This window comes from Labrenzia sp. THAF82, assembly GCF_009363435.1.
Classification (GTDB): Bacteria; Pseudomonadota; Alphaproteobacteria; order Rhizobiales; family Stappiaceae; genus Roseibium; species Roseibium porphyridii.
Window position 1 is genome coordinate 1,441,318 of record NZ_CP045354.1, and the last position, 21,517, is coordinate 1,462,834.

General features: G+C 55.9%; 20 protein-coding genes. 15 read left to right on the forward strand and 5 right to left on the reverse strand.

The annotated features are described in order from the left end of the window. Positions 1-26: 26 nt before the first annotated feature. The gene (gene hemA, locus FIV00_RS06930; protein ID WP_152500061.1) at positions 27-1,244 is read right to left on the reverse strand and encodes a 5-aminolevulinate synthase; all 1,218 of its coding nucleotides are present in this window, start codon (positions 1,242-1,244) and stop codon (positions 27-29) included. Between the two features lie 362 nt (positions 1,245-1,606). Here hemA and FIV00_RS06935 point away from each other — a divergent pair, with 362 nt between their 5' ends. The 7 genes from FIV00_RS06935 to FIV00_RS06965 all read left to right on the forward strand — a co-directional run bounded on the left by FIV00_RS06935 (position 1,607) and on the right by FIV00_RS06965 (position 6,226). Beyond that, a complete protein-coding gene (locus tag FIV00_RS06935) occupies positions 1,607-2,233 on the forward strand; it encodes a TetR/AcrR family transcriptional regulator (RefSeq protein ID WP_152500062.1) in 627 nt (208 codons plus the stop codon). Further along, complete coding sequence (locus tag FIV00_RS06940; RefSeq protein ID WP_209006840.1) at positions 2,230-3,018, forward strand: enoyl-CoA hydratase/isomerase family protein; 789 nt, start codon at positions 2,230-2,232, stop codon at positions 3,016-3,018. Before FIV00_RS06935 ends, FIV00_RS06940 begins: the two co-directional genes overlap by 4 nt. A 42-nt stretch (positions 3,019-3,060) precedes the next feature. Then, positions 3,061-4,602 (forward strand): AMP-binding protein, encoded by a 1,542-nt coding sequence (locus FIV00_RS06945; protein WP_152500063.1) that lies wholly within the window; start codon positions 3,061-3,063, stop codon positions 4,600-4,602. A gap of 5 nt (positions 4,603-4,607) precedes the next feature. Continuing rightward, positions 4,608-4,997, forward strand: coding sequence for a MaoC/PaaZ C-terminal domain-containing protein (locus FIV00_RS06950; RefSeq protein ID WP_152500064.1), 390 nt, complete (start codon positions 4,608-4,610; stop codon positions 4,995-4,997). Further along, positions 4,994-5,365 carry a phosphate acetyltransferase gene (locus tag FIV00_RS06955; RefSeq protein WP_152500065.1) on the forward strand — a complete coding sequence of 124 codons (372 nt, stop codon included), beginning with the start codon at positions 4,994-4,996 and terminating at the stop codon, positions 5,363-5,365. Before FIV00_RS06950 ends, FIV00_RS06955 begins: the two co-directional genes overlap by 4 nt. Positions 5,366-5,448: 83 nt before the next feature. Continuing rightward, the gene (locus FIV00_RS06960; protein ID WP_152500066.1) at positions 5,449-5,796 is read left to right on the forward strand and encodes a helix-turn-helix transcriptional regulator; all 348 of its coding nucleotides are present in this window, start codon (positions 5,449-5,451) and stop codon (positions 5,794-5,796) included. Beyond that, entirely contained in the window at positions 5,789-6,226 is a 438-nt protein-coding gene (locus tag FIV00_RS06965; RefSeq protein WP_152500067.1) for an SRPBCC domain-containing protein, read from the forward strand. The genes FIV00_RS06960 and FIV00_RS06965 overlap by 8 nt, the downstream gene beginning before the upstream one ends. Before the next feature lie 25 nt (positions 6,227-6,251). Here FIV00_RS06965 and FIV00_RS06970 read toward each other — a convergent pair whose 3' ends face one another. Then, positions 6,252-6,641, reverse strand: a complete 390-nt coding sequence (locus FIV00_RS06970) for a DUF427 domain-containing protein (protein WP_152500068.1) — start codon at positions 6,639-6,641, stop codon at positions 6,252-6,254. Between the two features lie 297 nt (positions 6,642-6,938). Between FIV00_RS06970 and FIV00_RS06975 the strand changes: the two genes are divergently transcribed. The 8 genes from FIV00_RS06975 (at position 6,939) to FIV00_RS07010 (ending at position 16,505) form a co-directional block, all read left to right on the forward strand. Then, the gene (locus FIV00_RS06975) at positions 6,939-8,120 is read left to right on the forward strand and encodes a GAK system CofD-like protein (protein WP_152500069.1); all 1,182 of its coding nucleotides are present in this window, start codon (positions 6,939-6,941) and stop codon (positions 8,118-8,120) included. 34 nt (positions 8,121-8,154) lie between these two features. After that, a complete protein-coding gene (gene rbsD / locus FIV00_RS06980; RefSeq protein WP_152500070.1) occupies positions 8,155-8,565 on the forward strand; it encodes a D-ribose pyranase in 411 nt (136 codons plus the stop codon). Between the two features lie 353 nt (positions 8,566-8,918). After that, entirely contained in the window at positions 8,919-10,025 is a 1,107-nt protein-coding gene (locus FIV00_RS06985; RefSeq protein ID WP_152500071.1) for a LacI family DNA-binding transcriptional regulator, read from the forward strand. A 2-nt stretch (positions 10,026-10,027) separates the two neighbouring features. Continuing rightward, positions 10,028-11,377 (forward strand): ABC transporter substrate-binding protein, encoded by a 1,350-nt coding sequence (locus FIV00_RS06990; protein WP_152500072.1) that lies wholly within the window; start codon positions 10,028-10,030, stop codon positions 11,375-11,377. A gap of 187 nt (positions 11,378-11,564) precedes the next feature. Then, on the forward strand, positions 11,565-12,869 hold the full coding sequence (locus FIV00_RS06995) for a sugar ABC transporter permease (RefSeq protein ID WP_152500073.1): 1,305 nt from the start codon (positions 11,565-11,567) through the stop codon (positions 12,867-12,869). Further along, on the forward strand, positions 12,866-14,095 hold the full coding sequence (locus FIV00_RS07000) for a carbohydrate ABC transporter permease (protein WP_152500074.1): 1,230 nt from the start codon (positions 12,866-12,868) through the stop codon (positions 14,093-14,095). The genes FIV00_RS06995 and FIV00_RS07000 overlap by 4 nt, the downstream gene beginning before the upstream one ends. 43 nt (positions 14,096-14,138) lie before the next feature. Further along, the gene (locus FIV00_RS07005; RefSeq protein WP_152500075.1) at positions 14,139-15,428 is read left to right on the forward strand and encodes a hypothetical protein; all 1,290 of its coding nucleotides are present in this window, start codon (positions 14,139-14,141) and stop codon (positions 15,426-15,428) included. Positions 15,429-15,446: 18 nt separating this feature from the next. Beyond that, complete coding sequence (locus FIV00_RS07010) at positions 15,447-16,505, forward strand: ABC transporter ATP-binding protein (RefSeq protein WP_152500076.1); 1,059 nt, start codon at positions 15,447-15,449, stop codon at positions 16,503-16,505. Between the two features lie 66 nt (positions 16,506-16,571). Here FIV00_RS07010 and FIV00_RS07015 read toward each other — a convergent pair whose 3' ends face one another. From FIV00_RS07015 to FIV00_RS07025, 3 genes are all read right to left on the reverse strand, one after another. After that, entirely contained in the window at positions 16,572-18,014 is a 1,443-nt protein-coding gene (locus FIV00_RS07015) for a serine protease (RefSeq protein WP_152500077.1), read from the reverse strand. A 133-nt stretch (positions 18,015-18,147) separates the two neighbouring features. Next, positions 18,148-19,023, reverse strand: a complete 876-nt coding sequence (locus FIV00_RS07020; RefSeq protein WP_152500078.1) for a transglutaminase family protein — start codon at positions 19,021-19,023, stop codon at positions 18,148-18,150. 42 nt (positions 19,024-19,065) lie between these two features. Further along, entirely contained in the window at positions 19,066-21,471 is a 2,406-nt protein-coding gene (locus FIV00_RS07025) for a circularly permuted type 2 ATP-grasp protein (RefSeq protein WP_152500079.1), read from the reverse strand. Positions 21,472-21,517: the final 46 nt, after the last annotated feature.

Below are 21,517 nucleotides of genomic sequence, written 5' to 3' on the forward strand. Positions count from 1 at the left end.
GTCTTGCAACCTATACTTCGTCTGGCTTAGGCGACGGCCCGGGCCAAGGCGCATTGCGACCAGAGATCGTTGATCGAATCGGCCAGATGCTCAATGTCGGCGGCCGTGTGCAGCGGGGTCGGTGTGAAGCGCAGGCGTTCGGTGCCAACGGGGACAGTCGGATAGTTGATCGGCTGTACATAGATGCCGTAGGTCTCCAGCAGAATATCGGAGATCCATTTGCACTTCTTGGCATCGCCCACCATCACCGGAACGATATGGCTGGGGTTTTCCATGTGCGGGATGCCGCGCTTGTCGAGGGCGGCACGAACCTGCGCAACTCTTTGCTTGTGAGCTGCACGCTCAAGCTGGCTGTCCTTCAGGTGACGGATCGAGGTCGTCGCGCCTGCCGCCAATGCAGGCGGAAGTGCCGTCGTAAAAATGAACCCGGATGCGAAGGAGCGAATGAAGTCGACAACTGTCTTGGAACCGGTGATGTAGCCTCCCATCACGCCAAAGGCCTTGCCGAGTGTACCTTCGATGATCGTCAGGCGGTCCATCAGTCCTTCACGCTCGGCAACACCGCCACCGCGCGGCCCATACATGCCAACGGCATGCACTTCATCGAGATAGGTCAGAGCGCCGAATTTGTCAGCGACGTCGCAAATCTCCTTGATGGGAGCAATATCGCCATCCATCGAATAGACACTTTCAAACGCAACCATCTTGGGAGCGTCCGGGTCGTCAGCTGCCATCAGACGCTCGAGATCTTCATAATCATTGTGTTTGAAGATCCGCTTTTCGCAGCGTGCGTGCCGAATGCCTTCGATCATGGACGCATGATTCAGGGAGTCGGAATAAACGATCATGCCCGGAACTTGAGACGCCAGAGTGCCGAGCGCGGCCCAGTTGGAAACATAACCGGAGGTGAAGATCAGCGCGCCTTCCTTGCCATGAAGGTCAGCCAGTTCGTTTTCCAGAAGCACGTGATAGTGATTGGTGCCTGAAATGTTCCGTGTTCCACCGGCGCCTGCGCCGCATTTGGAAATCACATCCTGCATGGCACCGACAACCTTGTCGTGCTGACCCATGCCGAGATAGTCGTTGGAGCACCAGACGGTCACGTCCTGGACAGAGCCGTCTTCACGGTAACGTTTCGCGCGCGGGAAATTGCCTGCCATGCGTTCCAAGTCTGCAAACACTCGGTAATTGCCGTTGTCGTGCAGCTTGCCCAGGCGTTCCTCGAGATACGCGTTTACGTCCATCCTTCGGCCCTCTCTTCACTGGAAATTCTCCAGCGCCTCTTATTTCTTCCGCCCCGATAATGCGTCCATGGGCGGGTCAGTTTTAACCGAGATCATCCCTTTAGATCTCAGACTACCAAGTAACGTCTATCTATTCAAAACCGCATTACCAGACAATTAGCCTTGATCAAGGTCAAATCACAGACATGCGTCTATCCGTCCTAGCCAAAAAGGTAGCGTATGTCCGCCTGATTTATGTGAGACACCGGTCACAGGCAAGACCTTCAATGTGAGGTAAACTGCGATTTTCCAACATGCTGCTTGCTTTCACGAGATAAACATGAATACTGATTCATGTTTCATGCTTTTGGGAGGAAAATCTGGTGCGAAAATCTGCCGGAGTTGCGGAAGTACCGCAAAAGGCGCAGGGAAATCTGCCCAAGACCGCCCGCGGTGAAGCGACGCGAAGGGCGATTCTGGCAGCTGCCGAACGGGTCATAGGGTCCAAGGGCTACAACGATGCATCCATCGGTCATATCACCAGTGAGGCAGGGGTCGCCCAGGGAACATTCTACATCTATTTCTCCACGAAAGAGCAGGTCTTTTCCGAACTTGTTCTTGAGATGGGACGGCTGGTCCGGCACGAGATCGCCGAGGCGACCCAGGGTTTCGAGAACCGCCTTGATGCGGAGCGGGCCGGTCTGCAGGCATTTCTGGAATTTGTGCAGGCTCATCCGGATCTTTACCGGATTGTTCAAGAAGCACTATTCGTCGATCCGGATGCCTACCAGGAATATTACGAGACGTTTGCCGCCGGTTACAAAACCGGCTTGATTGCGGCCGAAGCGGCCGGGCAAATATCAAAAGGCGACGCGGATACCCGCGCCTGGGCCTTGATGGGCATCGCCAAGTCGCTGGGCGAACAGCTTGTCGTATTTAAATCGGACAAGCCGATCCCGGACATTGTCGAGGCAGCATACAGTTTGATTGAACGCGGTATCAGACCGTGACAACGACGGTACAGGGGTTCGTCCTGATTGAAAACCGGGACGATGTTGTCTGGGTCTGGCTGAGCCGGCCTGATCGTCATAATTCGCTCATCCCGGAACTCATCTCGGATCTTAAAAACGCTCTAATGGATGCGGCTCGACAAAGACCGCGAGCGCTTGTGGTCACTGCGAAAGGCAGCAGTTTTTCAACAGGCGGTGACATCGCCGGATTTCTGGATCACCGAAGGACACAGCAAGACCTCAGGGACTATGCAGAAGAGCTGGTCGACGGTCTGCACGGGGTCATTCTGGATCTTATTGACTTTCCGGCACCGGTATTGGCTGCACTTAACGGTCCTGTCACCGGCGGGTCGGTTGGATTGATGCTTGCCGCAGACCTTGTTGCGATGGCCGAACATGCTTTTCTGCAGCCTTATTATTCGCAGGTCGGCTTCGGCCCGGATGGTGGCTGGACCGCGCTGATGCCGGACCGTATTGGTGTCAGCAGGACCCTTGAGATCCAGTATCGTAACGAGCGGGTTAACGCAGCTGAAGCGCGCGAGATCGGTCTTGTGTCCTCGGTTTGTCCGCTATCTGAGCTGGAAGGGCAGATTGGCAAATGGCTGGATGATCTCAGTGGGGGATCATCCAGAACGCATCTTGCGACCCGTCGGGGCGTTTGGGATGACGCACGGCGTGAAACTGTTCGCCGACGCCTCGATCAGGAAAAGGACCGCTTCCTTGAATTGGTTGCCCTTCCGGAGACCATTGAGGGCATGCTGGAATTCACACGCAGACGGGCATGAGATTTTGAAAGTTCTTCGAAGAACCTGGTTTCGGGAGGACGCATGGAGTTTTTAACTGACATGGCGGCCAAGCGGGCAGAGCTAACGCCCGACCATGTTGCCTTCATCGATCACGAAAGCGGACTTCGCTACACTTTTTGTAAAGTGAACAGTCGGGCAACTCGACTGGGAAATCTGCTTTTGAAACACGGCCTCTCCAAAGGGGACCGTGTAGCTGTGCTGTGCCTCAACCACCCGGATTTCTTCATTCTGCTTTTTGCAGCTCAAAAGACCGGAATTGTGTTGGTGCCTCTGAACTGGCGTCAGCCTGTTGCCGAATTGCGACCGGTTCTGGCGGCGTCCAGGGCGAAGTTTTTGTTTCACGACCTCACCTGCGCAGATACTGCATCCAAGCTGGCGGAAGATGGGGACATACCCGTTCTGATGCTCGGTTCTGCGGATGGAGCCCCAAGCGCGCTCGATCAGGTGCTGAGCTCCGTTAGCCCGGCTGCAATCGGCTGCGGTCGGGTAAAAGCCAGTACGCCCTGGTATCTGCTTTTTACTTCCGGTACGACCGGTCTGCCCAAGGCGGTCATTCAAACTGCGGGAATGGCCTATGCCAACATGATCAACTACGCGCAGGCGACGGGCCTTAGTGTCGGAGAAAGCGGTGTCAATTTTCTGCCGCTGTTTCATACAGCCGGCATCAACCTGCCAACCTTACCGATCTTTCTGAATGGAGGGTCGTCGACCATTCTTCGGAAATTCGATCCCGATACTGTGCTCGGACTGATCGATGCCGGAGCCGTTACCAGCTTCTTTGGCGTTCCGGCAATTTATCAGGCCCTGGCGCTCTCGGCTGCGGTCGGGCGCACCGATTTTTCCAGTGTGCGCTCACTCGGCTGTGGCGGTGCGCCGGTTCCCAAACACCTCCTGACTGACTTCCAAAAGCGCGGAGTGACCATCTGCAACGGCATGGGGATGACCGAGACCGGCCCGACGGTGTTTCTCATGGACCGGGATCATGCTGCAGAGAAAATCGGCTCGGTCGGCAAGCCGCAGATCCTTACCGACGTGCGGCTTGTGGACGGTGAGGGCGGTGTTCTTGAAGGGCCCGGTGAAGGTGAAATCCAGTTCAGAGGGCCGAACATCACTCCCGGATACATGGACAATCCGGATGCGACTGCCGGAGCTTTCACGGTCGACGGATGGCTAAGATCTGGTGATGTCGGTCGCCGGGATGAGGACGGCTACTACTTCATCGTCGACCGGATCAAGGACATGTACATTTCCGGTGGCGAAAATGTTTATCCGGCCGAAGTGGAAAAAGCACTGGCAAGCCATCCCGACATTCTCGAAGCCGTCGTTGTCGGTCTCCCCGACGCGACGTGGGGTGAAGTGGGGGCAGCCTTTGTGATTGCGCGGCCGGATCGGAAAATCGACACCTCGTCACTTCCCGGCTGGTGCCGCGAGTATTTGGCGCCCTACAAGATTCCAAAAACATTCTCCGTCGTTGACGATCTTCCCAGGACGGCCGCCGGAAAGGTCCGAAAGAACGTTCTCAAAGACCAATTGTCGACACATAAGGCATCGGAGGACGCTTAAGACCGATGGACCGCACAACAGAAGCAGCTGTCATGGCAACATATACCTGGGTTCCCCGGCAAACCGACTTTGACGCATTTGCAAAGCTCTCAGGGGACGACAATCCTATCCATGTCGATCCGGAATTTTCCGCTCGAACCCGGTTTGGCCGGACCGTGTCCCACGGCATGCTGCTTTATTCGCGCGTCTTCGCTCATCTTCAGGCGCTCTATCCGGGGCGAGACCATCAGCTGCAAACACTGATGTTCCCAAATCCATCCTATGCCGATGAAGAACTTGTCTTCATTTTTAGTGAAAGACCGGATGACAACGGCGAGGTGTTGATTGAAGTGAAGCGAAGCGCAGATGGTGCAGTCACACTATCAGGATCCTGCCGACTGGGAGGGCCATCATGAACTTCCGTGAAGGACAAAAGGCTGAATTGACCAGGACTTATTCGCAGCAGGACATGCTCGAGTTCGCAGCGCTTTCAGGCGACGCAGCCAACGTGCCCAATTCTGTTCCAGGGCCTTTGATCGGAGGGTTGTTTTCCTACCTCCTGGGTGTCGAGTTGCCGGGCCGCGGCACAAATTATCTCAAACAAAACCTGGAATTCCTCTCACCCGCTCCGGTTGGCGAAACGCTGACTGCGTCTGTCACAGTCACTAAGCTGCGCCCTGAAAAACACTTGGTCGATCTGGAAACCGTCTGTGTCAGTTCAAGCGGACACCGCATATGCCAAGGCCGTGCACTGGTCTATGTCGAGGATGTCGGAAAATTCTGAGACCAGAAGTTCAATGGACTAATGCGCTTCGAATGATCTACTTCGGGGTTGACTGAATTAGCTGCAGGAGGTAATTCAACCATATGGTTGAACAACGGCTTGACGACCAGAAACTTACCGTCATTTTGAAGGCGGTAAGTGATCCAAAGCGCCGGGAGTTGCTCACACTGCTTGTGCAGCATGGGCCGACGCGAGTCACGGATCTCGCCAAGCATTTCGAAGTCAGCCTGAATGCCGTGTCGAAGCACATAAAGATCCTGGAAGCTGCAGGGCTCGTGCGTCGCCGAACCGAATGGCGCGAGCACTTGATTGAACCGGTTATGGAACCGGTTAGCGAAATCGATCACTGGTTTCAGGAATTGCGGTCAATCTGGACCCAACGGCTCGACGCATTGGACCAGGCCCTTTCCGGAGAGACGGACGATGAGTGAATTGACAGTTGTTGTATCCCGCAGGTTTTCAGTTACCGCAGCCCGCGTATTCGAGGCATGGCTGGATCCGGACATGCTGGCAAAGTTTATGATCCCTGGACCGGACATGAGTGTGCCAAAGGCAACGGCCGACCCTCGCGTTGGTGGTGAATTCGAAATTATCATGCAGGCGGGTGACCAGCAGATCCCGCACCGGGGGATCTATAAGGAAATCAACCGCCATAGCCGTCTTGTCTTTACTTGGGACAGCCCCTTTTCAACCGCCGACAGCACGGTGACGCTCGACTTTGAGGAAGTTGCGGGCGGTACGGAGCTTACACTCACACATGTGAAATTTCCGTCAGAGGAAAGCCGTGACAACCATCGTGCGGGCTGGGGCAAAATATTGGAGACAATGGATCACGGCCTCTCAGAGGCAAGTGCCGGATAGTCAGGTGCTGTCTGGACTTCGCTGATCAATCCCCTTCGACCAGGCGAACCTTGGCAGGCCAGAACGCATAATGTGACTTCAATTGGCTGGCCATTTCTATTGGCGATTTATAGACCCAGCCGATTTCCTCACCATTGAGTGCAGCATAGCTGGCGTCACCTTTGATCGGGCAATGGGTGGATTTCTCAACTGGATCGAAATCCGATTTCAAATCTGCCTCGGGCACATAAACCACGGGGTCATAAAAGGCTTTGCCAATTTCCAGGACACGCAAAGCGGCAGTGCTATCGGCAAGCAGAGTATCACCCTGGTAAATACGGATGCGTCGTGGCACGGGCTTGATCACCATCATGTGCTCAGGATTGTTCGGGTTGCGAGCAGCATTGGCGAATGCCGCGGATTGCTGTGCGGTCATCTGAATCTCCTTGGTTCCTGAGAACTAGTTGAGTATCGGTACGCGGGAGCGCAAAAACAAATTTCTGACATTGCCGTGAACACAACTGTTGCAGGTTGATCGCACCAGTGTGCAAATTCCCGACAGACGCCCGAGGTCCTCTCAGAGGAAAAGGTATCTTTTGAGCCGTATTCGAAACGCTTATAGTGTTCACTCAGACTTGTCATTGCGGGGTTGTCCAATCTGTAACCACTTCTGTGCAACGAGGATTTCAACCGGTGCCAAGTGCAGCCGGCTTCCGCTTAGAAAGGGTTGGAAGTGTCGGAAATTACCATAACCCGCGCCGTGCGCATGCCGGACCCTTTTCGGATCGAGCGTTTTTCATCCAACCCGAAACTTGGCCCTCGTGTCCTGTTTTTCAGCGGAGGATCAGCTCTCAATGGTCTGTCGCAAAGGCTCAAGAAATACACGCACAATTCCATACATCTGGTGACACCGTTTGATAGCGGAGGAAGCTCGCAGGGGCTCCGGGTGGCGTTCAACATGCCCGCGATCGGAGACTTGAGAAGCCGCTTGATGGCGCTTGCGGACGAGACTGTTCTCGGTCATCCGGAAGTGTTTCGACTGTTCACGCATCGTTACTCCAAATCGGCTCGAAAAGACGATCTGAAAGGAGAACTCGATGCCATGATTGCCGGCACTCACCCGCTGGTCACGGCCATCGAGCAGCCGATGCGCACGCTCATTCAAAACCAGCTCGGCATGTTCCGCGCAGCTTGTCCGCAAGGATTCGACTTGCGTGGCGCCAGCATTGGAAACCTGATCCTTGCCGGCGGCTATCTGAACCAGAACCAGCAGCTTGAGCCGATTATCTTCCTCGTCTCCAAGCTTGTTGGCGTCCTTGGAACAGTGCGGGCTGTTTCTGATGATAATTTGCATTTGGGCGCAGAGCTGGCGGATGGCCAGATGGTTGTCGGGCAGCATTTGTTGACTGCCAAGGAACATCCGCCGCTTACATCACCGATCAAGGATCTTTTCCTCAACAAGTCGCTGGCCGGGCGTGATCCCGCTGTGACAGCGTTTCCAACGCGAAATCGGAAGCTGGTGCAAACGGCTGATCTCATCTGCTACGCACCTGGCAGCTTCTACACAAGCCTGATCGCAAATCTGTTGCCGGAAGGGGTCGGTCGGGCGATTGCAGAACGGACTGTCCCCAAGGTCTATATTCCAAGTCTCGGACTGGACCCGGAAACGGGAAATATGAACCTGTCCGATAAGGTCCACACCCTGCTGAACTATCTGCACAGGGATGTCGGACCTGATTGTCCAACTCATAAACTGATCAATTTCGTCGTTGTCGATCGCACACTGTCCGATGACGAAACGCTTGAAATCAGTGCTCGCGGCATCACGGTTTTGAAACTGGATCTCGTCAGCGCTCAGTCTGCTCCCTATTATGATCCCGAACCGCTTTGCGAAGCCCTGGTCTCGTTGACCTGATCGGCCAAGATAAGACATCTGCTGGAAAAACAACATGAAACGCACACAGCTGCTAAACCGTCACTTAAGCCAACTTGTTGCCTCGCTCGGGCATCTGGACGAGATCGTCGTTGCCGACGCGGGGTTGCCAGTGCCTGCCGGTGTTGAGGTTATTGACCTCGCCGTTACTCCCGGTATTCCAGGTTTCTTCGATGTTCTTGAGGCCCTGTCCCGCGAACTTATCATTGAGCAGGCAGTGTTCGCCGATGAAACATCGCCTGAGCTTGGCACGGAAATCGAAGTCCGGCTGGCGCATTGGGAGGCGGATACCGGCAAGCCGATTGCGCAACTGAAAATTTCCCATGACGATCTGAAATCGAGGTCCGCCAATGCACGGGCCGTTATCAGAACAGGTGAGTGCACGCCTTACGCAAATGTCATCCTGGTTTCCGGCGTCCCGTTTTAGATGAATGTCCAGACCGTTTCTTGATCTTGCTGCTATCAGTGTTTGAAGGCAGGTGTGCGCCCTGAAGGCCAAACGACCTTATTTGTTTCCTCAAGTGGTCTGTAAGCCTGTCTCCTGGCGGCATTGTTTCGAATAACGAGGCCGCTTCCCAAAACACAATGGCGCAAGGTTTTGTTGTAAAGACAGTGTCTTCCCGCTATGCGAAAAAGATTCTGCGGAGCACCAAAACCGATTTTGTTGACTTACAAAATCGGTTTTGTAACACTTTTTGTTAAGAAAGGCGGAGTTGAAGCCAGATCTTCGATTTGCGCCAAAAACAATCAGGACATTCCAAATGTCCAGTGGGAGGAAGCATGTCGCGGTTACGCGGTTCCGTCACGATTGATGATGTGGCACGCCATGTCGGCGTCGCCAAGGGAACTGTTTCGCGCGTCCTCAACAACTACACAGACATATCCGACGAGACCCGCAAGCGCATTTTGAAGGCGGTCAAGGACCTTGGCTATCAACCGTCGGCAACCGCAAGAAACCTGAAACGCGGTCGTCAGGATACCCTCGGGATTATCATCCCGGTCGGGCATGGCAACGGTGCTGATCCATTCCTGTCTGAATTCATCGACGGTATCGCCCGCGCATTGGATGAGTTGGATCTGGACCTTCTTGTGACCACCGCACATTCACGCGAGCACATGATCGAGTCGCTCGAGCGGTTGATCGCACGCCGCAAGGTGGATGGTTTCATCGTCACGCGAACCGAAGTCAACGACCCGCGTATTGCCTATCTGCAGGAGCGCAATTTTCCGTTCGTTGCCCACGGGCGCACGGCAAATCCGTCCGGTTATGCCTGGTACGACATCGACAACGAGGCGGCGTTCGCCGAGGGCGTTCGTCATATTTACAGCCTCGGGCATGAGCGGATCGGACTGGTCGGCGGCACATTGGAGCTGAATTTCGCGCGTCAGCGCAGAGAAGGGTATCGCCAGGGGCTGCGAGACCTGGGTGTGAAACACGACCCTGCTCTCGAAACCATTCAGACCGTGAGCGAAAAAGGCGGGATCCTCGGTGCAGAAGAACTGTTGTCGCTGGATCAACCGCCGACAGCCTTGCTGTGTGCGACCGACGCTCTGGCCATTGGTGCTGTTCAGTACTGTCGAAAGATTGGATTGAAAGCCGGGGCGGACGTCACGGTCATCGGCTATGATGGATTGCCCGTCGGGGAATATCTCGATCCGCCGCTCACGACCTTTTCCCAGAGTGCGCAGGAAGCGGGTGGCCGGGTCGCGCGCATGCTGACCGACATTCTGGATGGAAAGTCACCGACAAGTTTGCAGGAGCTGTCCAAGGCAGACCTGATCCGCCGCGCCTCGGATGGCGCGCCGGCGAAGACACCGGCAGCGTTGGCGACAGCGCTCCGGGAACGGCTGAAAGACCAGCCACATTCTGGCAACAAGGGAGAATGAGAATGTTTGGGAGGACTAAATTCCTGGCCTCGACCATCGCGGGTGTACTTGCACTCGGGTTGACAACGGCCCAGGCTGACACTTTGCGTTTCTGGACGACGGAAGAGCAGCCGGAAAGACTGGCCAAACAGGAAGAACTGGCGGCTGCATTCAAGGAAAAAACAGGCATTGAAGTCGATGTCATTCCGGTTTCGGAATCAGAACTGGGTACCCGGGCAACGGCTGCCTTTGCCGCAGGCGACTTGCCGGACGTGATCTATCACACGCTGCAATATGCTCTTCCCTGGGCGGAAGCCGGCATTCTGGACACGGAAGCTGCTACCGAAGTGGTTGAAACCCTCGGTAAGGATACCTTCGCACCTGGCGCTGTTTCCATGGCAGCCGTCGATGGCGGGATCGCATCGGTTCCGGTTGATGGCTGGACCCAGATGGTGGTCTACCGCAAGGACCTCTTCGATGCGAATGGCCTTGCGGCTCCCGATAGCTACGAGAACATTCTGGCTGCCGTTGAAAAGCTGCACAATCCGCCGGAAATGTTCGCGTTTGTTGCTGCGACCAAGATTGACGAAAACTTCATGAGCCAGGTGCTGGAGCATGTGCTTCTGGCAAACGGCGTCAATCCGGTGAACAACGAAGGCTTCAAGCCGCTTGATGAGAAGAAGACCATTGAGGCGCTGGATTTCTACAAGGCGATCGCAAAGGCCTCTCCTCCAGGCGATTTGTTCTGGAAACAGTCGCGCGAACTTTATTTTGCCGGCAAAGCAGCGATGATCATCTGGTCTCCGTTCATCCTGGATGAACTGGCCGGTCTGCGTGACAGTGCACCGCCAACCATCACCGACGATCCGACGTCCAGTGAGCTGGCATCCAAGACCGGTATCGTGACCACATTGAGCGGTCCGTCCAACCCGGATGGTGCAGCTTGGGGCGATGTTCGCTATTTCGGCATCACCAACGATGCGGACACGGAAGCTGCGATGCAGTTCATCGAGTTCTCCATGGATGATGGCTACATGTCGACACTGTCGATCGCGCCGGAAGGAAAGTTCCCGGTTCGCCGTGGCAACAAGGACAATGCAACGGCGTTTGTCGATGGCTGGTCCAAACTGCCGGTTGGTGTCGATCGCAAGGCACCCCTGACCGACCTTTATGACGCGGAAACAATCAAAACAATCGTCTCGGGTCTGGACACGGCCAGCCGTTGGGGTGTCACGGAAGGTCAGCTGTCGCTTGCTTCCAAGATCATCAACAGCCAGGTGATCAACCGTCTGGTGCGTGAATATATCGACGATGAGCGCGATGCGGCCGCAACGGTTGCCAAACTCAATGAAGAACTGGCGAAAGTCCAGTAACTGAACACCCGCCACATCAGGTGGCGGGGCCCCCATCGACAACCGCATAGGACCGGACAGTACAGTCCTGGATTGCCCGGTCCTCCTCCCACCTCCCGTGCGACTGCGTGCGGGAGGGCCGGAGGAGATCTGCCCGGACGCCGACGTCCTTCGGGGCGTACGCATAGCCGAAAGCTGAGCTGGAACGATGAGCGCAACTGACCAACAGTCTGTTTCTTCAGGTCCCCCCAAAGGGATCGGACCCATGCAGCGCCGCGAAATGTGGCTGGCCTATCTGATGTTGGCACCGACATTCGCCATCATCCTGATGATTGTCGCCGGTCCTCTTCTGGCCAATTTCTGGATAAGTGTGAAGCCTGTCCAGCTGGCCGATCTGAGGCCGCCGACTGTCCTCGTCAACGAACGTGTGCGTGGCCGTCCCGCGGCAGACGGTGACGAAGCAACGTTGGAATACAGGCTCCGGAACTCGTCCCGGACCGAGGAAATCCGGAACGTTGTTGTGAAGGATCAGGTGCCGGACGGGTTTAATGTTGCTGTTGTGCCAGACGCTTGTGCGCTTGATGGGCGTGCGCTGACTTGTACCATTGGCACGGTTGAACCAGGCTGGAGTGAACGGCTCCGCCTCGAGGGAACCGTCACAGAGGCCTTCCTGTCTGCCAACCGCCCGGAGCGCGCGAGCGAACCCGAGGTGTCCGGTGATGCCAACAACGTGCTCACCAATTTCGACTTCACGTTCGAAAACTTCCAGAGGATCTTCAGTGCCGATGAATTCTGGTCGGTTCTGCGAGTGACTTTCTACTACACAATTTTCGGCACCGGCGGTGCACTTGTGCTCGGTCTCTTCGCTGCGCAGCTGCTTAACACCGTCTTTGTCGGGCGCGGTTTCATGCGCGGTCTGTTTCTGTTCCCCTATGTTTCACCGGTGATAGCAGTTGCCTTTACATGGGTTGTCTTGTTCGACCCATTCTCAGGCACTGTCAACGCGCTCCTAACGAAGATGGGGGTGGTATCCGACCCGATCAATTTCTTCGGGCAGCGCGCGATCGAATATTCGATTTTCGGCATCCAGATGGAGTTCCCACTGGCTCTGACGACCGTGATCGCATTTGAGGCCTGGCGATATTTTCCGCTGTCGTTCCTATTCATTCTTGCGCGCATGCAGTCGATCAATACGGACATGTATGAAGCGGCCGAAATGGACGGCGCTACACCGCTGCAGCAATTCTGGTACCTGTCACTGCCGCAACTGATGGGCATCCTGTCTGTCCTGTTCCTGCTGCGTTTCATTTGGACGTTCAACAAGTTCGACGACATTTTCCTGCTGACCGGCGGCAACGCAGGTACGCGGACATTGACTGTCGATGTCTATGAACAGGGTTTTGCACTCTCCAATCTCGGGGCTGGTGCTGCCGTCGCGGTGGTCGTCTTTGTGGTGCTTGTGACTTTTGCCACCTTGTTCATCCGCTTCTCACCGAAGGAGGAAGGCCTATGAGACCGGGAAGTGTTTTGCTCACGGCCATTACAGGCCTGATCTGGGGCGTGACCGCAATGGTGGTGATCGGTGTGACACTGACGCTGATCACCGGCGAGGTGGCTCTGCCGCAGGCAACCGCTGCTGCGATTGCGGGTTTGTTGAGTTCACTCGTCTTTGTGTGGCGGCAGTCATCAGCAGCAAGTGGTCTTCCGGCCTGGGCGCTGTCCGCCGCGGTTCTCTTCATAGTGTTGATGGCCGCAACCTTTGCAGCACCCTTCGGGCTTCCGCTCAACAAGGAACCGGTGTGGCAAGGGCTTGCGCTGATCGCCTTCATCGCAGGTGTCACCGGCGCCAACCATCTGTCGCTCTCTGGTGCATCTCTTGGTGCGATGACCCGCTACGAGCGTGAGGTTGTCTATATTCGCATCGCCAAGGGTATTGGCTTCGTTCTGTTCACGATCGTTGTTGCCCTGCCGTTTTATGTGATGGTGATGACGTCGCTGAAAAGCCAGCAGACCCTGCTCGCCAATCCGCTTGATCTGTCCATCGACTTTTCGCAGGGGCTCTATGGTCTGTTCCGCTCCTATGTGGAGCTGTTCACCCAGTTCAACTTTGGCCGTTATCTGTTGGTCTCGACTTTCGTGTCGATTGCGACAGTGGTTTTGACGCTCGCCTTTTCAGTGCCTGGCGCCTATGCGGTCTCAAGGCTCCGGTTCCCGGGACAGGCGTTTCTCGCGCGATCCGTGCTGCTCATCTACATGGTCCCGGCGATCGTTCTCGTGATCCCGCTCTATGCAGTCTTTTCGCAGCTCGGCCTTCGCAATACGTTGACCGGTCTTCTGATCGTCTATCCGGCAACAACCATCCCGGTCGCACTTTATATGCTGCAAGGCTACTTCCGCGGGCTCCCGTCCGAGCTGGAAGAGGCCGGTCTCATGGATGGCCTTTCGCGGATTGGTGTGATCCTGAAAATCACACTGCCACTGTCACTGCCGGCGCTGGCGTCCGTTTCGCTTTATGTCTTCATGATTGCCTGGAATGAATTCCTCTTTGCATTCATGTTCCTGGATGATCCGGACATCTTCACCCTGTCTCGTGGGGTGGTCTCTCTGAACTCGTCGGAGGTCCCACGCCAACACCTGATGGCGGGTGCCGTGATCGCGACCGTGCCGGTTCTGTTTATCTTCCTCTGGTTCGAACGCTTCCTTGTGCAGGGCCTCACGGCCGGCAGTGTGAAGGGTTAGTGGAAATTCAAAAGGGCTCGTGAGAGGCCCATAGGAGTTACCTGTGTCAAACGCAGATCTAGACAAAACCGCCCGGACTATCCTGATTGAGAATGATCAGGGCGGTTATACAATCCCGACCAAGGGGCTTTACCCCTATCAATGGAACTGGGACTCCGTCTTTGTTGCGCTGGGCTTTGCCACTTTCGATCAAGGCCGCGCATGGCGCGAAATCGAGATGCTGTTCGAAGGTCAATGGCGTGACGGTATGGTGCCGCACATCCTGTTCCGAAAGGACGATCCGAGCTACTTCCCCGGACCATCTGTCTGGGGAACCGATGGCGGGCCAATCCCGAGTTCCGGGCACTCTCAGCCACCGGTCGCCGCGACGGTGATCAAAGATCTGGTCGATGCAGACGGTTCGGGCAAGGCACTTGAGCGGGCGGCAAAGCTCATGCCGCAACTGATGAACTGGCATCGCTGGTATCTTGCTTATCGGGACCCCAAGGACCTCGGCGTTCTCGCTGTCATTCATCCCTGGGAGTCAGGCCGCGACAATCTGCCGGATTGGGACGAGGCTCTGCGCGCGGTCGAGGTCAAGGACATTGGTCCTTACGAGCGCAAGGACACCTCCCATGTGGATCCGGCAATGCGTCCGCACAAGGAAGACTATGATCGCTATTTGAGCATTATGGCTGCCTGCCGGAATGTGGGTTGGGATCCGCAGAAGGTTGCCGAAACCTGTCCATTCTTTGTGGCTGATCCCGGAGTGACCTTCATTTTCCTGCGCGCGAACAGAGATCTTCTGATCCTGGCGGAAAGGCTCGGTTTGGATGCTGAGGCCGAAGAAGTTCGTGGCTGGATCCGCAAGATGGAGGCTGGTGCCAAAACACTCTGGAACGATGAGTTGAAAGCTCATGTGGCTCTCAACGAAAGAACCGGACGGCAGACCGACGGTATTTCAAGCGCATCCTTCCTGGCACCATATGCGGGCCTTGCGGATCAGACGACGCTGACATCGTTGCAGGGCCATTTCGATCGCATTGCCTCGAAAGTCCGATATCTGATGCCATCCTACGATCCTGATCACAGGAACTATGAGCCGCTGCGCTATTGGCGCGGTCCGGTCTGGGCCATGATCAACTATATGATCGCAAGAGGGTTTGCGGAAGCAGGTGACAATGAGCGCGCCAACAGGTTGCGTCAGGACACCGCCGATCTGATCGCAACAGGCGGTTTTGCCGAGTATTTCAGCCCGGAAAACGGTGCCGGAGCCGGAGGAGGCACCTTCTCATGGACGGCAGCCATCTGGCTAACCTGGGCGTCGCCCTCACACCAAGAACAGGCAGCTTAACGAGCGGGGTTTAATGTCATGGGAGCGATCCAGCTCAACAAGGTCGAAAAGTGGTTCGGCAGTCTTCAGGTCATCAAGGGTATCGATTTGGATATCCAGGAGGGCGAATTCGTGATTTTTGTCGGTCCGTCAGGCTGCGGTAAATCGACATTGCTGCGGTTGATCTCCGGACTGGAGGAAACCAGCCGGGGCGAGATCGAAATTGACGGCAAGGACGTCACTGCTCTGCCACCGTCCGGCCGAGGCCTGTCCATGGTGTTCCAGTCCTATGCGCTCTATCCGCATATGTCCGTGCGTGAAAATGTCGGTTTCGGTCTGAAAACCGCAGGCCTGCCAAAGGACGAAATCGAAAAGAAGGTCAATGCGGCGGCAGATGTGCTCAAGCTTGACGAATACCTCGATCGCCGGCCAAAGGCGCTTTCCGGCGGTCAACGACAGCGTGTTGCCATTGGCCGGGCGATCGTCCGTGAACCGAGCGCGTTCCTTTTCGATGAACCGCTGTCCAACCTTGATGCGGCGCTTCGGGTCGAAATGCGTTTCGAGGTTGCAAGGCTTCACAAGAGCCTCGGAACCACGATGATCTATGTGACGCACGATCAGGTCGAAGCCATGACGCTGGCGGACAAGATCGTTGTCCTGCAAGCGGGACGGATCGAACAGGTGGGCTCACCGCGCGAGCTTTATGAGCGCCCGGACAATCTGTTTGTGGCCCAGTTTATCGGCTCTCCCAAAATGAATGTGCTGCCATGTTCGGTCGAGGGAGATCAGTTCTCGCTTCAAGGTCACGGAGGCGGGCACTACCCCCACCAGGACAACCCTCAAAGACCTGTCAAGCTTGGCATTCGCCCGGAACATATGAGTATTGTTGCGACGGACGAAGGACATTGCACAGGCACGGTCGAAGTTGCCGAATATCTTGGTGCCGACACCTTCCTCTATGTGGCGCTCGACGGACTTGAAACCGTACTGGTGCGGATCAGTGGAAGCGATCAGGTGGAAGAAGGATCACGTGTAGGCCTTCGTTTCGACGAAAGCCGGATGCACTTCTTCGACAACAAGGACCAGGCTGTTCGCTAACTTGAGCAGCCGCTACGACGTTGGTGAGATTGCTTGACGATGGATGCAAGCAGCGTCGCCGCAGCTTCAGTTCCTGCACAGAACCTGAACCGTATAGCGGGCAGCTTCCTGGTCTATCGTGGTAGGGGTCTTAATGCTGGTTACGGTGTTGTAGGAAGGCGTAAGGCCAAGGCTTTCCATGAATTCAGCCATCAAGCGGCCGCGAATGGCGAAATTGACGTTCTCCGGAAGGTCACCGGCGACCTTGAGGGTTTTCAATTTGTCGAGGCGTGAGAGCACCGTGCCGATGACGGCACCTGTCCGATCGAGAACCGGTCCACCGGAATTGCCTGGCTGTACGGGCGCAGACACCATGAAGTGCCGAATGTCACCGCTCACACCGGCAAGTGCCGAGACGATCCCGTAGGTGAAATTCAGATTGTTGTCCAGGATCTGTGCAAACGGGTAGCCCAGGACAAACACTTCCTCGCCGCGCACAATGGGTTGCTTGGCACGGAACTGAGCAAAGTGATCAGCCTTTTTGCTGTCGAGCTGAATGATCGCAAGGTCGTTGGTCGTGTCGGAAGCAACCAAGGCCGCCGAGCCATATCCTGCGACTTCGAGATTGTCGCAGTTGCCGACGACATGAGCATTTGTTCCCACGTGCCCATCTGGTGTGATGAAAAAGCCGGAACCGGTTGATGAACCGGTTTCGTCCGATGTCGATGCAGTGCTTCCAGCGGAGAGTTCTCCCAACCGGTTTTCGCTGTCCGGCGCGTTGTCCAGAGCAGGGGCCGATGTCACCGCGTCCATCCGGCCCGTCGCCGAGCGGTCGAAGAACGTCAGGCTGTTGGACATTGCAATGGCAACCCGATCCATGAACACTGCATGTTTGGGTTGCCAGAAGAGCGAGAAGCCGCGGCTGTCCGCACCGGTTCTCATCATGCGCAGATAGAAGTCACGGCCGTTTTGTGTGCCCGACACAACAAAAAAATCATTGCGGAACTGCTTGTTTTCGATCGTCCGGCCATCTTCTGTCGAGGTCAGGTGACGATAGAGAGCTTCATATTCGGATCGTTGACCGTCAACGCGCAGCGTCTCCAGTTCGATGCTTCCGTCAAAAGCGCGCCAGAGGTGTCCGCGCTCGGATTTCTTGGGTGGGTCGAACAAGCTGGCGGGGATGCCGAGCGTGATGCCGGCTGTTGGATCGTTCCGGGTTCTGAAGCCGACACGTTTGACCAGATCAAGTCCGTCCCTATGCAGGATTTGTAACTCCTCGGTGTCCAGGACCCCATCTCGCCGAAATTCCCGATTTCGTTGAAATTCCATAAGCGCACCATAAGTCTTCGGCCCGAAGGCTCCGTCGACAATGGCCACATAATCACCGGTAAAGACCAACAGGAACTGCAGGCGAATACGCTCGTTTCGACTGAGCGAATTAAACCAGTCTTTCGACTGGTCGTAGTCGGCCTGCACGTTGCCGAAAGATAAAACGAGAAAGGCAATTGCACAGATAAATGCACGCATCATGCAGCTCCCGGCCCAATGGTCGCTGATCAGATTTTATCAAAACCGATCACATTGGAACAGGTGTCAGGCGCTCTTTGGGGGATATCTTTCGATTATCGCGATGTTGTTTACTCCAGCTTCATGTTTCGAAGCCTCAGCGCGGGATGACATCCACCTTGTGATCGGTCGTTTGCGACCCTGCAGTGCGCAACACACCCTTGACCGGTGCTGCATCTCCATAGTCACGTCCCCTGGCGACGACAATGTGGTCCTGACCCACGCGCGTTGCATTGGTGGGGTCGTATTCGATCCAGCCGACCTCAATCCCGCACCACGCCCGTACCCAGGCGTGCATCGCATCAGCACCTTCCAGGCGAGGTTGGCCTTCTGGCGGGATCGTTCTTAAGAAGCCACTGACATATCCTGCCGGAATGCCGATGCTCCTGAGGCAGGCGATCATGATATGCGAATAGTCCTGACAAACGCCATGCCGACGCTCGAAGGCTTCAAGGGCCGGCGTGTCCACCGTGGTTGCGTCCGCGTCGAAGTGCATATCCTTGTGCAATGCTTTGCCAATGGCTTCAACCGCAGCACATGCGCTCATATTCGGGTTCACATGCTCTTCGGCATAAACAGCAAAGACCGGATCCAGCGGCAACCTCGGAGAGGCCGACGTGAAGTGCACAGGAGCTTCTGGCTGGAGGGACTGTATCACCGCCAGTTCCTTGCCGAGATTGTTGAGCGGTGGTGAGATATCAAGTTCCTCGGTAAAGGCGGTGCGGTCGATCCGCGCTTTGAGCTTGAATGTCAATTCGCTATGGGTCTTGCGGTAGGCCACATCGGTCACCGCGTTGCCGTAAAAGTCTGTGCGGTCGTGACGCTCGGAGGGCCCCGGAGCCAATTGAATCTGACCGGATATCAGTCTTTGTTCGCCAGTGATCGTCGCGGGCATCAAACGCAGCGCATGGCGACCCGAATTTGCCGGACTGGCGTAGTCATAGGTGATTTCCAGGGCGACGTCGTAGAGCACGTTTGACCTCACTTGGAAGGAGTTGTGTGCAACGCCCCGGCGCTAGCGAATATAGGCATCAGTCAGTTCCACGGAGAGATAGGCAATCTGGTCACGCAGCTCGCTAAGGGCTGCCGGATTAAGCGTTTCGGGCGACGCTATGGCAAGGCTGGTGTGAATTTGCAGCACCGAGCGGGCAAGGTCAGACAGATGCCCATGCTCCGTTTCACCTGGCAGGTCGTCAATATGATCTTTTATGTCTGTCAGCTGATAAAGCACCGCTCTGGGGTTCTTCCCGTCCATCGCCAAAAGATCCAGAACGGTTGCCTTGCTGAGCGACACCGCGTAACGGCGGCTCATCGACATTGCGCTGTCACCGACCTCCAGAAGCAGTTCCAACGAACCTTCCGGAGCATCAGGCTCGGTGAACACGGACAAGAGGTCCGTCATCCTGTGGGCTCGTTCTAGTGCCCGGCCTATGCTCAGGAACCTCCAACCGGTGAACCGGTACATGTTTTCATGGACGAGGCCGGAAAAGCCCGTGATCTTTCGCAGCAGCAAACCCATGGCGCGTGGGATGTCGCTGTTTTGGCGCATCGCGCGTTTGGCACCGTTCGCGGTTTGGGCCAGATCGTTCAAGGCGAGCCATCCATCGACCGAGAAGCGGTCGCGGACCTTGCCCGCACTTGAAACGGCTGATTGAAGCATCGCAATCAGCGCGTCGGGTACCGGGTCTTCAGGTGTAACGCCTATCTTTTCCAGATAGTCCGCCGTCTGGGAAACCAGCGGCGCATCGGGATCAGCCGTTTCCATCAGTCTTGCATGATAGGCACGCAGCAGCCGGACAGCGCCTTCAGCCCGCTCCACATAGCGGCCCAGCCAGAACAGGTTATCAGCTGCCCGTGACGGCAACGCCCCTGGTTGAGATTTGAAATAAGGGGACTCAGTCTGGTGAAGTAAAGTGTCTTTTGCAGGTCTCTTGCCACCAACAATCCAGACATCCGCCGCCGATCCGCCCGCTTGCATTGCAATCGCGCTTGCATCTTCGGTACGGCCGATCCGGGCAAAGCCTCCGGACATGACTTCCCAGCCTTTTTCTGTTCTTGCCAGAAAAACGCGAAGGCTCATCGGCCTTGGCACGAGTTGCTCTTCGAAATAGGCAGGGGTCGTGGAAAGCGTGACGGCTTCCTGGGCGATCAAAGCGTCGCGTTTGTTGTCGATCCAGGTATCAAGCACGCCCTTGTGGAACTTGCGGAAGTCCTTGCCGATAAAGTCAGTCTGCGCAGAAGCGAAGGGCAGAGCCGTTGAAAGTGCGGGGCTGAACATCATGCTCTCGGCGTGCTCTTTCACATAAGAGCGTGTCGTCGCTTCTCCACACCACCAAGTCGCAACGTTTGGAAGTTTCAGGGTTTCACCCAGAAGGTGCTCGCTGATACGCGGCAGAAAGGCGAGCAAGGCCCTGGTTTCCAAAATGCCAGTGCCGAGCGCATTGACCATTGTGACGGAGCCGCGACGGACTGCTTCCACCAGACCCGGTGTTCCGATGTGAGAGTTCTCGTTCAGTTCCATCGGATCGGACCAGGCCGCATCCAGTCTGCGCCAAAGAACGCTGACCGGTCTGAGGCCTGCAACGGTTCTTACCATCAGGCGTTCGTTTTCGACCGTGAGATCTTCGCCTTCCAACAGCATGAAGCCTAAGTATCGGGCAATATAGGCATGCTCGAAATACGTGTCGTTCAATGGGCCCGGCGTGAGGATCGATACCCGACTGTCACTTTCATCGCGCAAATCCACAAGATGGTCTCTGAACCGTCGGAAGAAACCAGCCAGTCGATGAACGTTGGCCTTGGCAAAAAACTCATTGAATACGCGGCCTGTTGCGACACGATTTTCCAGCGCGAACCCGGCGCCTGAGGGTGCCTGCGCTCGATCGGAAAGCACCCACCAGGTGCCGTCCGGACCACGGCCGATTTCAAAGGAAAGGAAATGCAGGAACTGTCCCGAGTTCGGTTTTATGCCAACAAGCGGGCGCTGCCATTCCGGGCTTTTGGCGATCAGATTGGCGGGCAGATATCCTTCGCTGACAAGCCTGTTGTCGCCATAGAGATCTGCAACCACCTGTTCCAGGAGTTCCGCCCGCTGAACGAGACCTTCGGCAATCACCTGCCAATCGTCTTCGCTTATGACAACGGGAATATGACTGAGCGGCCATTCGCGCTCATTTGCACCTTCCTGACCGTATTGACGGAAATAAACCCCCGCATCGTTCAGATACTGGTTGCCCCTGGCAAAGCGGTCACTGATCTCTTCTGACGTGAGCGAAGACAGGTGGTTCAGGAAGGGGCGCCAGACCGGACGGACTCTTCCTTGAGGATCCAGAAGCTCATCGGAAACGCCCGGAAAGGGCCGGTATGCCTTCAACAAGGCATATCCAGGCGCTCCAGTCTCTGCGTTTTCGTCAAGACTCATCTGCGTGTTCCCGAGCCGAAGCCGTTGTTCGGCCCGCTGACATAAC